Genomic DNA, 12,833 nt, shown 5'->3' with positions numbered 1-12,833 from the left:
ACGCAGCTTTGAGCAAATGGTCTTGCACGCCGGAAAAGTGACTTTCTTTTCCAAGGAACGGAACGTATGTCTTTCATACGTGAGTAACAGAAAAGCAAGCCAACGCAGAAGTTAGATGCACCATTTTTATTGGACTTTTTAAACATCCTCTTATAGTTCTTTTATTACAGTAATAACTGACCATGTTCCCCTTGATAATCAAAATATCCAAGGGAATCATGGACATGATAACTGGTAACGAGGCATAAGCCTTTTTGTTTGAAGTCTTATGTCATACTTTGACTTCCTTATTATTTCCTATATCGACCAAATTCGACTGCATTTTACATATACGGGCATATTCACGCAAAAATGCTTTGGTCAAGCCACCAAAGCTGTGTAACCTATAATATATTATTGAATAAAATAATCAAGCTCATGATATTGTGGATTTTGTTCTAACAATTGCTGGCAATATTCACAAATGACCTGAAAGGTAATGGTTTGATCCTGGTGATATGCCATTAATTGCTGCTTCTCTTTATCAGATAATAATTGCCAGTCGATTTGTTCTAAATCAAGCACTTGTGACTGAAGACTTCCCAGCTCTGTTCTGCAATGCTTACAAACATAATTGATAGTCATCTTGGCCTCTCCTTTGTATGAGATCAGGTTACTTATTATCTTAACCAACACTCATCCAAGTTATTCAGCAAGATGACAGACTATTGATTATATTCATTCATTACTTGTGGAAATGGCTTCGACATCCATGCTTCCATCGATTCCGCTGCAGCAGCGATGGACTTTTCCAATACCTCTCGATCCTGTTTATCAAATTTTCCTAACACATAGTCTATTACCGGTATAGGTCCATCTGGCCTACCAATGCCGAAGCGCAGGCGATTAAATTGTTTTGTGCCTAATTGTTCAATACAAGATCGTACGCCATTATGTCCGCCATGACCGCCTGTTTGACGAAGTCTGATCTTACCTAATGGTAAATCCAGATCATCATAGATTACCGTCACTTGATCCTCTGTTAGATCGTAATAATCCATTAACGGCTTCAAAGATTCACCAGATAAATTCATATATGTCTGCGGCTTAAGCAGAATAACCTTCTCGGTACCGAGAGTTTCTATGCTATAATGACCGTTGAATTTACGTTTATCTAACTTCCAACCATTGCGATTCGCTATCTCATCCACGACCATAAAGCCGATATTATGTCTTGTTTTTCGATATTTCAAACCTGGATTTCCTAAACCAACAATACATTTCATGATTTGAACTACTTCCTTTATAGAATTCTTAAGTTATAGTGTAACATAAATAAACATTCAAGGCATTATCAGAAAAACGGAGATCTTGTCGTCAAGCATGACTGCCACAGAGGCGTTCTGATCAAACTGTCTCTTTCGAATAAAATGACACAGTCATAAACTGTTCAATCGCCTCACTAAATACCTCTGGCAGCTCTGTGTTCAACTCGTGGCCTCCGCCTGCAATCAGCTCCAGCTTGGCATTTGGTATATTTGTTGATAATTCGATTGCCGCTTTTTTATTTGGTTTATCTCGCTCACCGCAAAGTACCAATGTTGGTATCTGAATAGAAGCCAGCTGTTTATGCATATCTAATGTATGCAGCGACCTCATTAATTGCAAGGCCTGGGCTTTTGTTAAACCCATACGGGTGAACATTTTTTGCGGTAATATTCGAAATATCATGTTTTGAAATGTAAATAAGGGAGAGCTGGCAATTTGATACTGTGTCCCTGAAAGAATCAACCCTTTCAACATTGTATGCTGTTCCGCTGCATAGCGTAACGCTAAAATGCCTCCAAGAGATAACCCACATAGAATAAACGGTTCCCTGATGGCTGCCAAATAATCCGTCAGCTTCTGATCAAGCCGTTCTATCGTGAGATCTTGATCTGCTGTCAATTCATTATATAGTGAAACCGCTTCACAGCGATCCTGTCCAATATGACCGACAATCTCATCCCATGCCGATGAAGTCTGCCCTAATCCATGAAGAAATATAAACTTCATTACCTGCTCCCCCAACCATCACCATATTGTTCTGTCTTATCCCTATTACAATTGGCAACTTTTCCTTTTATACACAGTTTTACGATTAGTATATCACAACATATACTTCTATATGCCTCGAAAAAATCATGCCTAACGTATGTGGAAAAGAGTGGTGTGATATTTAATTGGTTACTGGCCACTCCAAGGCATTTACCAGCCACTCAGCATTGTTTAACTCGATTATTTAACACTGAATTGAAAACGGTGAAAAGACGCAACTATTATCGTTGCGCCTTCCTCATCTATTTATTCTTCATCATCATCGCTTGATTTTTGGTTAATAACTTCTGGCTCTGCCGGTTCTTCCTGTTCTTCGACTGGTTCTGGCTCTGCGTTTGGAACGAGAATAGACACAACTGCTGTATCGCCATCCTCCACGATCTCGTAGTTGCTCCCAGCCTTAACATCTGATACTAGGATACTGTCGCCAACACCCAGTTCAGAAACATCAACTGTGATCTGTTCAGGGATATCACCCGGTTTTGCCAAGATTGAGATTTCGTACAATGGCTGCTGTAATACACCATTATCCTGTTTCACACCAACCGCTTCGCCTTCCAGCACGACTGGTACTTGTACTTCTCTCTCTTCCTTCATATTAACAGCATAAAAGTCTACATGTACTAATGAATCCTTAATTGGATCGATTTGATACTCGTGTAACATGACGTCAACGGAATCTCCATCGATTTGAAGGGAAATAATCGCATTCCTTCCTTCATCTCTCACTGTTTTTAATAGATCAATGCTATTAACAGAAATGGCTTGAGGTGTTACTTGATAACCATAAATGATAGCTGGAACTTCTCCTGATGTTCTTAGTGCTTTCGTATTTGAAGTCTTTAAGTCTTCTCTCTTATTAGCTGTTAATGCTACTGCCACAATACATCACCCTCCATAATTTATCACTTATATCTTATATATTTCCCGCGAATGGGATAGACTAAACCTATTTTGCACTATATTCATATAGATATCATCGTTTCATGGAAAACTAAGTATAAGGAAAACGCTGATGGTACATTGATAACACACGCATTGGCTAACTTGCTTACATCGTTCGGACTATCAATCAAATAAAATACTTACCGTTTTACGTTCATGGACACGAATAATAGCCTCGCTAATCAAAGGTGCTACCGATAATTGTGTAAGCTTATCGATTTTTTTCTCTTCACTTAGAGGAATACTGTTTGTCACTACTAATTCTTTGATTGGAGAATTTTCGATACGCTCTATGGCTGGCCCTGATAAAACAGGGTGTGTACAACACGCATAGACTTCCTTAGCTCCATTCTCGATTAAGGCATTAGCTCCTAAGGTGATTGTCCCAGCTGTATCAATAATATCATCAATCAAGATAGCTGTCCTTCCCTCGATATTGCCGACAATATTCATCACTTCTGCCACATTTGGACGAGGTCTGCGTTTGTCAATAATAGCAATGGGAGCTTTTAATCTCTCAGCTAGCTGACGAGCACGTGTCACACCGCCATGATCTGGCGATACCACAACGACATCTTCAAAATCTTTCTTACGCCAGTAGCTGGATAGGATTGGTACGCCTACCAGCTGATCAACCGGAATATCGAAGAAGCCTTGAATCTGTGGTGCATGCAAATCTAAGGTAATCACACGAGTCGTACCCGCTACTTGTAATAAATCGGCAATAAGCTTTGCCGTGATCGGCTCACGCGCACGAGCCTTACGGTCTTGCCTGGCATAGCCATAATAAGGGATCACAATATTAATCGATTTAGCAGAAGCCCTTTTTAAAGCGTCAATCATAATCAGTAATTCCATGATGTGCAGATTACCTGGTTCACAAGTGGATTGCACCACATATACATCACAACCTCGTATACTTTCTTCGATATTAATCTGGATTTCACCATCACTAAACTTTGTTACCGAGCTTTTTCCTAGTTCTACACCAATGTTGGCTGCAATCTCTTCAGCTAACTTTGGGTTTGAGTTTAATGAGAATACTTTTAAGGATGAATCCTTATAGGACATTTCTATACCTCCATGTGCTGTTTATTTATATTTCTTTGCGTAATCTTCTTTGTTTACTTGTTTTGCCCGGCCAATCGATAAGGCATCGCTTGGTACATCTTCATGGATGGTAGAACCTGCTGCTACAAGAGCTCCCTTACCAATTCTTACAGGAGCGATCAAATTAGCATTACAACCGATAAACGCCTCGTCTTCAATAATGGTTTGGAACTTATTCTTGCCATCATAATTTACTGTAATAGTGCCACAGCCCACATTGACATCACTGCCTATTTCCGCATCGCCAATATAGCTCAGATGTGATACCTTACTATTATTATCTACCTTTGCCTTTTTAATTTCAACAAAATTACCTATTTTCACCCCATCACCAATATTTGCCTCTGGACGGATATGGGCGAACGGGCCGATCTGAACCCTTTTTCCAATATGACTAGCATTGGCTACACTATGGCGTACAACCGTTCCTTCACCAATATGGCAATTATTTATTTCGGAATGAGGGCCAATTACAGCGTTTGATTCGATGACTGTACTTCCTTTTAGCACCGTACCTGGCTCAATCACAACATCTGGTGCAATCACTACATCCGCACCAATATAGGTATGAGCCGGATCAATAATGGTCACACCATTCCTCATATGATATTCATTAATACGCTGTTTCATGAGTGACTCAGCTTGTGACAAGGCTACACGGTCATTCACCCCAATCGTTTCTGAAAACCGAGCGGTTTGGAATGCCGACACTTTTTGTGCCTGCTGCTGAGCAATTTCTATTACATCTGGTAAGTAATATTCTCCTTGTGCATTATCATTTGACACCTGCTTTAATGCGTCAAACAACAAAACATTGTCAAAACAATACGTACCAGTGTTAATTTCTTGCACTGCTAGTTCTTCTGCTGTTGCGTCCTTTTGCTCCACGATTTTACTTACCTGACCTTGATTATCACGCACAATTCTTCCATATCCTGTCGGATCATTTGCTTGGGCAGTTAAAATGGTTACAGCGGCCTCTTCCTGTTCATGATGTTCTAATACCGCTTGAAGCGTTTCTTTCGTTAACAGAGGAGTATCTCCACATACAACAATAGTTGTTCCTTGTTTGCCGTTTAAATGTGTTTCTGCTTGTTGGACAGCATGACCTGTTCCTAGCTGCTCTTCTTGTACTACAAAGCGTACGGTATCTCCTAATTGTTCTTGTACTTGCTCTGCACCAAAACCCACTACTGTGATAATTTCTTCAAGCCCTAACGGCTGTAATTGGTCTACTACATGCTGAACCATTGGTTTCCCCAGCACAGGATGAAGCACTTTATACAATTTAGACTTCATCCTCGTACCCTTGCCTGCCGCAAGAACGATCGCGTATCGATTTGACAAATTAGTTCCTCCGTTCTATTTTATAATCTCTCTATATTATATCTATTGATAAAGGTACAATAATCTCCAATTATGACTATAAACGAAAAATGGCTTATTTTCAATAAAGATCCCTGAAAAAAGTAAGGAATAACAAGCTGTGATTGGGAAGTTCCTCCAGTTTATACGGCACAAATATAGAAGCAGGACAAGGTTTTTTTCCACATAAAAAAACCTAACCAAAAAATGATTAGGTTTTCTTTCATTTTTATGAAACACCAGCTTCTTCGTAGGTCACCTCGGCCTCTCCAGCATTCTCGTACGCCTCTAAAACAGCGTCTTGAATCTTGGCTCTCGTGCCAGAATTAATCGGATGTGCGATATCCCTGAACTCTCCATCTGGGGTACGCTTTGAAGGCATAGCTACAAACATACCATTTTTTCCATCAATCACACGAATGTCGTGTACCACAAATTCATGATCTAATGTAATGGAGGCAATGGCACGCATCCGGCCATCGGTATTCACGCGGCGTAATCTTACGTCAGTTATTTCCATTATGGCTCACCACCTTTTCCCTATATAAGAACTTAATTACAATAATTCAACATAACTTTTAAATTTCCTTCTTTAATCTGAAAATATTTTAATTTTTCTGATTTTTAGTAAGAAAGGGAGGTAAGAGGGATAAAGCGCTGTCATTTTGTGGATTTATTTACTAGGCCAGTTAAGCTATTGCACAGCTGTGACAATCGTTATATTGTCAACAGCTATGCAATAGTCCCTCCATTTTCCAAACCAGTCTAACCAGTATTATTTGTTGAAGAAATAGTTCCCTTTTGTTACTTCAATCTCTCGATTATTGGAGTCTACATTTTTTATCTGCAGTAACGACGTATAATCGTCCACTACACGCTCTTCTTCTTCGTCTTCGGCTTCAGCTAGTACGCCGATAGCCTTGACATTGGCATCAAATTCCTTTAACAAGCTCTTGATCCCATTGATGGTTCCGCCTGCTTTCATAAAATCATCAATAATACAGACATTCTCCCCTGGCTCTAGGCTTCGTTTGGATAATACCATCGTTTGAATCTTCTTAGAAGACCCGGAAACATAATTAATGCTGACAGTAGACCCTTCTGTTACCTTGGGGTCACGACGCACAATCACAACTGGTACATTTAAATAACTTGCAACTGCATAAGCTAACGGGATCCCTTTTGTTGCGACCGTAACAATCGAATCAATCTTCAAATTAGCAAAACGGGAGGCAAACAACCGGCCAATTTCTTTCACAGTCACTGGATCACCCAATATATCACTCATAAATAGATAACCCCCTGGCAGAATCCGTTCAGGGTCTTCCAACTTTTGACATAAGACATTAATAACTGATTCGCTTCTTTCACTATCTACACTTGGTATATATCGTACACCTCCAGCTGCACCAGAGGTTGACTCTAGAAAACCAATACCATCAGCAATAAACATGCGATTGATAATCGCTAAATCCTCACTAATCGATGACTTCGCTGCACCACATTTCTCTGAAAAAAAAGGCAGAGAAATTAATTTCATCGGATGCTCTACTAAATAATTGGTCATCGAAACAAGTCGATCACTTCTTTTCATTATCACACCTCAAAATCCGAATATTTTAAGGTATAATATAACATTTTATTCGTGTTTAATCAAGTATTTGTTGAGGTGCCTAATAAACGAACGACATATACTTCCTCACAAAAACCCCTTAAGCTATTGTAAATTCGATTGGCACGGCTTTGCTGTTGTACCAAGCCAAAGACCGTAGGACCACTGCCGCTCATTAATACAGCGTCAGCACCAGATCGTTTCATTTGCTGTTTAATTTGCTCTACTTCGGGATTTTTCGGTAATGTGACAATTTCCAAAACATTTTTCAATCGGTCACATACACCTTGATAATTCGACTGGTTAATTGCTTGAATCATGCCTTCCGTATCAGGGTGATCCAATTGGTCTAACTGTAAAGACTGATAAACCGATTGTGTTGATACACCTTGTGTCGGCTTCGCCAATACTACCCAGCATTGAGGCGGAGCCGGCAGCTCGATAATTTTTTCGCCTCGTCCTTTTGCAAGTGCGGTAGAGTTATATACACAAAATGACACATCCGAACCTACCTCTGATCCCAATACCGCTAATTCAGACACAGGTATCCTCAAATCCCATAAACGGTTCAGCCCTCTCAATGTTGCTGCTGCGTCACTGCTTCCTCCAGCCAGACCGGCTGCAACAGGAATCAGCTTGTCTATCTTAATGCGTACCCCTTTATTGACTTGGTAGCGATCTTTTAATAACTTGGCTGCTCGGTAAGCCAGATTTCGTTGATCGTTTGGTACAAACCGGTTTTCACTAACAATTTCTATCGTACCCTCTTCTAACAAATAAAATTCAAGCCGATCAGCGAGGTCGACTGTTGTCATCACCATTTCTATTTCATGATATTGATCTTCCCGTTTATAGAGTACGTCTAAGGTTAAATTAATTTTGGCGGGAGCTTTCTCTGAAATATACATACTCAATTCACCTTCTGATTCTAATTAATTGTCCCTATCTGTCCTAACCAGCAGATAGTTGAAGAAATGACAAGTCCTTTTAGTACGTGTAATCATTTCACTTTATGTAAAGATACCATAAAATCTGTTAAAAGCGCAAAAAGGACAAAGTCTTTGACTCTGCCCTTTTCACTGTTATTTCTTCTGCATACTTTCCTCTGCTATTTCTATAGCTCTTTTTACCATGTTTCCAGCGTCTCTTGTTGTAATGCCACCCCAGCCATCTTTCTTCACCGTATCATAAAACCCTAATTCCTTGGCAAGCTCTTCCTTAAACTCCGTCGACATCATACCACGTCTTCTAGCCATTGAAGCAACTCCCCTTCTGTCGTTATTAACGACAAGTATAGTTTATGCCTTTTCCATCCGGCCATTCACGGCAAAATTAGGGGAGAAGAACAATTGATAGCAACTGTTCTGATATATTTCCTTCTTATACTGTGTGCCAAAGGGGAAGCAAATCAACGAAGAGATCCGCTGCTTATCATTTTAGTGAACATCCTCTATAACAAAAGCTTTCGTCACCAGAATTCTGATGATGACGAAAGCTTTTGTACTTACTTATATAATTAGCTCATCTAACAACCGAACAGTAAGGTGTCCTTACTGTTCTCCAGATACTGCTTCTAATTTCTCAGTAAAGCTTAGTTCAACTGTTTCAGTAAGAATATCTGCATAGCTGTAAGAAACTCGTTCAAATGCATTTTCATCTTGATCAAGTTCCACAATGAAAACCGAAGGATACATCTCCGCTAATACACCACAGCGTTCAACGATTTTCTTCCTTCCATCATTTGCCTTAATTCGCAGACGTCTGCCTATGTTTCCTTCTAAACCTTGTTTAATTTCAACTAATGTTTTAGCCACTACACTCCACCTCACTACGTTCTATTATACAAGCTATTCGTAAAAAAGTCAACCAAAAATCTTTTATTATAACAAGATTATTTAATCCATGTCAATAAAAAAATTTGCATATTTCCTAATTAGTTTTCCTTATTCTAAGAAAATTATGTATTCGATAGAGCTAAAAAGTAAAGAAAGTTAAGAAAGTCAATGAAAATTGCTTGTTTATATACTTTTTGCTAGATAAATTTTTATTTTTAATAAGGCAGAACTATTGGCTTCGATAAATGGGTAAAATATACAAAAAGAAACTTAATCGTTGTTATAGCTAATAGCCATGTCCATTTCGATTCTGAAAATTCACTTTCACTGATGTACAAAGACGACACTGCTTAAGCAAATAACGCTTGATACAGCTTCCAACTCCTTGTCAGCAACCATTTAACCTTTGACAAGGACAGAAACGGCTATTTCTGGAACGACAGGCATGCAAAGCGTTCTTTTAAAAACGTAGAGATTGGAGCGTCACAACGGAGATAAAGAAAACACAGCGGCGGAAGGAGTCGATGTTGACTTATCGTAGGGCGTGACGTGACATATCTAAAGTTTGGCGCTGGGAGCTGGACATGGCTATTCTTGAATAAGAATGTACGCATGAAAAATTATATACTTTCTGATCCTACAAAAAACCTAGGGAATGGTATCCCTAAGTTCCTTATTGATTTATTTGGGCATAGAAGTAATTGACTAATAGAGCAAATTCATCCATATTTAATGATTCACCGCGCCTCGTTCCATCTATATTTGCAGCTTGAAAACCAGTTTCAATCTGTTCCTTTGTCAATATATCTTTAAAGTGACGAGACAGATTATTACGCAGCGTCTTCCGTCTTTGTTGGAAACTCGCCTGTACAAGATCAAAAAAGAAGTTCTCATCATGTACTTTTACTGGCGGCTGCTGCCGCTTCTCTAAATGCAAGACAGCTGATTCAACCCTTGGCTGTGGGATAAACACGGTTGTTGGTACTGTCATTTTGACACTAGCCTCTGTGTAATACTGAATAGCAATAGATAAAGAACCGTATTCCTTTGTGTTTTCTGCAGCAGCCATCCTCTCCGCTACTTCTTTTTGCATCATGACGGTAATACTTGTTATCGGCAGATTCAACATCAAGAGGTGCATTAATATTGGCGTTGTTATATAGTATGGTAAGTTCGCCACTATTTTTACCGGACGATCATCTTGAAAATAATCATTCCACAAGTTGGAAATATCTGCCTTCAAAATATCTTCATTAATAATTCGCACATTATCATAAGCTGATAAAGTATCAGACAAAATGGGCAGCAGGCGTCCATCAATCTCAAACGCAGCGACCTTATGGGCTGCAATTGCCAATTGTTCCGTCAACGCACCTATTCCCGGACCAATTTCGATTGCATTTATTTCCTCGGAAATATTCGCATGTTGGATAATATTGCGCAATATATTGACATCAATAAGAAAGTTTTGACCTAAGCTTTTCTTGAATGAAAACCCATATTTATCCAATATATCCTTTGTTCGTGTTGGTGTTGCGATTGCCTTATAATCACTCATTGACGTTCCTCCTGTATAATCTGCTTCATTACTGCTTCAAATTCTGCTTTTTCTATCTCAAACATCTGCAGCCTCTTCAATAGCTGTTTACCATTGGTATGGCCAATACGCAGCTGTTTGCTTAGTTGTGCTCTTCGCACGCTTGCATATTTCCCGCCAATCAAGCCGAACCGCAGCAAATCGGATTTGCTGATATCTGATGCCCTTCCTTCTGTTAGCTCATATACCTGACTTAGAGCCTGACGCAGCGTTTCTAAGGAGGCATGCTCAATACCTAAGCTTTTATCTTTATTCTTCCGTGAAATAGCCTCTTCTCTTGATAAAAAGGCATGCTTACAACCAGGCACATGTTGATCAATTATTTGCCGGATCCGCTGCCCAGGATAATCCGGATCTGTGAAAACAATGACGCCTCGCTTTTCCTTGGCATGTGCAATTTGTTCCAATATATTTTTATTAATAGCAGAACCATTTGTCTCAATGGTATCTACATCAAATACTTGCTTTAATTTAGCTGTGTCATCTTTTCCTTCTACAACAATGACTTCTTTTATCTTTAACAAGGGCTGCTCCATAGCTGTTATCCTCCATTCAACTATCGATAACAATTTGTATATAGTGTACCACAAAGTCCTCACAGCTTCAGAGCTAATTGCCTTCACAATACAACATAACGGTTTATTATGGAGGATGCAAAAAAGCTATTGCACCATCAGCTACCTGATAGCGCAACAGCTTCTTAAGTTATATTTAATCGATGATTTTCACTTGGACATTTTGCACACCATAATTTACGGCTTGTTCTGAAGATGGCATATGCAGATCAATTTTATTGCCTTTAATATTACCGCCTGTATCCCTTGCTATGGCGTAGCCATAACCTTCTACCCAGACTTTCGTTCCCAATGGGATTACACTAGGATCTACTGCAATCACACCATTCGGATTTGCCTTTAAATCGTAGCCGGTAGCAGTCAAACCACGGCCATCACAAGATGAACAGTCCCAGTTATAGGCTGTCGCTTGCATATAAAGAGTCTTCCCCTCTTCTTTTGGTTCTTCCCCTCGCGAAACAGGCTCAGCCTCCGCTGATTCGGACGTATCTGCTGCGGCCGTTGTTACTGTCTCAGGTTCAGGTGCTGGAGACTTTTCCTCTTTCGGCGCTTGTTTTGTTTCTTCCTTAGCTGGTTCCTGTTCTTGTGCCACAGTAACCTCTGGCTCATCCGCTAATTCCGGCTCAGGTTCTTCTTCTTTTGTACCGATAGCCAAGATGCGGTCTTCACTATCTTGCGTAACCTCTTCTTTAATTAGTTTACGGGACACTTCTTCCCCATTCTCTAATACAACTTCGTAATGTTTCTCTATCGTGCCAGGTTTGCCTTCTGAGACAACCTCTTCTGTACCTTTCTCCAACGAATCATCATTTCGTTTTACTACCTTTGCCTCTTGCTTCTCTTTAATAACATCTGTAACCTTCTCTACACGTACAATATGAATAGCTTCGTTTTGTTCAACGACGGTATCTTGTTCAGGTTGTACACGGTCTAATTTACTTAACTCAATCTCATTAGCTGCTAGTAATTCTTCGACAGTGCTTCCAGGTGTAACCCATACATCCTCTTGTGCATCTTGATCATGAATAGCTACTTGGAAGGCCTTATCGATGGTTAATGCTAACTGATCGTCAATAGGCGTATCTAGTGCAACAGATAGATTATCATTTTCTGTTACTTCAATTCCTTGCTCTGCTAAAAACTCTTCCACTGTAGCGCTTGTAGTAAAGAATTGTTGTTCCTCTTCTCCAATCGTTACAATGACTTCTTTAGCTATTGTATGTTCAATTTCCATGTTGTTAACTAATTGCGTGTCTAAGCTATGTGAAATGTCATCATGTTCAGATACAGTAATTGATAGCTCATCCAGTACATCCCCTACGACATTTGCATGTGTACGGATGTCTGTACGCTCGTCTGCTTGCACAACAGTGACTTCCACTTTAGATAATTCAAAAAAAGAATAACTAATAAATCCAATAATTACAAATAATGAAAGTGCAAATGTGAAGTCTTTGTTGTTCAAGATTCGACGAATACTAAACCCTTTCATGAACGGCTCCCCTTTCTTTTACTCGCCGTTGTATTATATAAAGTTCTTATAAAGGTGTCAAACTAGGTCCATATCACAAAAAAATAGCCAACCTCTTGATTTCAAAAGGTTTGACTATTTATCCAGACTTAATATTTCATTTAGTTTACAATAGTGTAACACCAGTCAAAAAAGAGGCAAAACCCTTTATACCAAAGGAAATATTCTCCTTGACCTTTTCTGATCT

The 12,833-nt window shown here is 39.5% G+C and carries 14 protein-coding genes; all 14 read right to left on the bottom strand.

Going from position 1 to position 12,833, the window contains the following annotated elements; all coding sequences use genetic code 11:
* Nucleotides 1–393: 393 nt before the first annotated feature.
* The 14 genes from JOD18_RS15605 to JOD18_RS24645 all read right to left on the bottom strand — a co-directional run bounded on the left by JOD18_RS15605 (nt 394) and on the right by JOD18_RS24645 (nt 12,607).
* Nucleotides 394–624, bottom strand: coding sequence for an anti-sigma-F factor Fin (locus tag JOD18_RS15605; RefSeq protein WP_204670062.1), 231 nt, complete (start codon nt 622–624; stop codon nt 394–396).
* Between the two features lie 80 nt (nt 625–704).
* The gene (gene pth / locus JOD18_RS15600; RefSeq protein ID WP_204670061.1) at nt 705–1,265 is read right to left on the bottom strand and encodes an aminoacyl-tRNA hydrolase; all 561 of its coding nucleotides are present in this window, start codon (nt 1,263–1,265) and stop codon (nt 705–707) included.
* 121 nt (nt 1,266–1,386) lie between these two features.
* Nucleotides 1,387–2,034 (bottom strand): alpha/beta fold hydrolase, encoded by a 648-nt coding sequence (locus JOD18_RS15595; RefSeq protein ID WP_204670060.1) that lies wholly within the window; start codon nt 2,032–2,034, stop codon nt 1,387–1,389.
* 288 nt (nt 2,035–2,322) lie between these two features.
* On the bottom strand, nt 2,323–2,958 hold the full coding sequence (locus JOD18_RS15590) for a 50S ribosomal protein L25/general stress protein Ctc (protein WP_204670059.1): 636 nt from the start codon (nt 2,956–2,958) through the stop codon (nt 2,323–2,325).
* Between the two features lie 186 nt (nt 2,959–3,144).
* Nucleotides 3,145–4,098, bottom strand: a complete 954-nt coding sequence (locus JOD18_RS15585; RefSeq protein WP_338029556.1) for a ribose-phosphate diphosphokinase — start codon at nt 4,096–4,098, stop codon at nt 3,145–3,147.
* A 15-nt stretch (nt 4,099–4,113) separates the two neighbouring features.
* Entirely contained in the window at nt 4,114–5,478 is a 1,365-nt protein-coding gene (glmU, locus tag JOD18_RS15580; RefSeq protein WP_204670057.1) for a bifunctional UDP-N-acetylglucosamine diphosphorylase/glucosamine-1-phosphate N-acetyltransferase GlmU, read from the bottom strand.
* A gap of 247 nt (nt 5,479–5,725) precedes the next feature.
* On the bottom strand, nt 5,726–6,016 hold the full coding sequence (spoVG, locus tag JOD18_RS15575; protein WP_204670056.1) for a septation regulator SpoVG: 291 nt from the start codon (nt 6,014–6,016) through the stop codon (nt 5,726–5,728).
* A gap of 255 nt (nt 6,017–6,271) precedes the next feature.
* Nucleotides 6,272–7,090, bottom strand: coding sequence for a pur operon repressor (purR, locus tag JOD18_RS15570; protein WP_204670055.1), 819 nt, complete (start codon nt 7,088–7,090; stop codon nt 6,272–6,274).
* 59 nt (nt 7,091–7,149) lie between these two features.
* Nucleotides 7,150–8,016, bottom strand: coding sequence for a 4-(cytidine 5'-diphospho)-2-C-methyl-D-erythritol kinase (gene ispE, locus JOD18_RS15565; RefSeq protein ID WP_204670054.1), 867 nt, complete (start codon nt 8,014–8,016; stop codon nt 7,150–7,152).
* Nucleotides 8,017–8,190: 174 nt separating this feature from the next.
* Nucleotides 8,191–8,364, bottom strand: a complete 174-nt coding sequence (locus JOD18_RS15560; RefSeq protein WP_204670053.1) for a small, acid-soluble spore protein, alpha/beta type — start codon at nt 8,362–8,364, stop codon at nt 8,191–8,193.
* 294 nt (nt 8,365–8,658) lie between these two features.
* Nucleotides 8,659–8,922: a biofilm formation stimulator Veg gene (gene veg / locus JOD18_RS15555; RefSeq protein ID WP_204670052.1), complete on the bottom strand. Its 264-nt coding sequence runs from the start codon at nt 8,920–8,922 to the stop codon at nt 8,659–8,661.
* 694 nt (nt 8,923–9,616) lie between these two features.
* On the bottom strand, nt 9,617–10,501 hold the full coding sequence (rsmA, locus tag JOD18_RS15550; RefSeq protein ID WP_204670051.1) for a 16S rRNA (adenine(1518)-N(6)/adenine(1519)-N(6))-dimethyltransferase RsmA: 885 nt from the start codon (nt 10,499–10,501) through the stop codon (nt 9,617–9,619).
* The gene (gene rnmV, locus JOD18_RS15545) at nt 10,498–11,076 is read right to left on the bottom strand and encodes a ribonuclease M5 (RefSeq protein WP_204670050.1); all 579 of its coding nucleotides are present in this window, start codon (nt 11,074–11,076) and stop codon (nt 10,498–10,500) included. The genes rsmA and rnmV overlap by 4 nt, the downstream gene beginning before the upstream one ends.
* 175 nt (nt 11,077–11,251) lie before the next feature.
* Nucleotides 11,252–12,607, bottom strand: coding sequence for a ubiquitin-like domain-containing protein (locus JOD18_RS24645; protein WP_204670049.1), 1,356 nt, complete (start codon nt 12,605–12,607; stop codon nt 11,252–11,254).
* Between the last annotated feature and the right edge of the window lie 226 nt (nt 12,608–12,833).

The sequence above is a fragment of the Gracilibacillus alcaliphilus genome, assembly GCF_016909015.1.
GTDB classification, from domain to species: domain Bacteria; phylum Bacillota; class Bacilli; order Bacillales; family Amphibacillaceae; genus Gracilibacillus; species Gracilibacillus alcaliphilus.
Note: the sequence above shows the minus strand (reverse complement) of the source record. Positions and strands in the feature narration are given on the sequence as shown.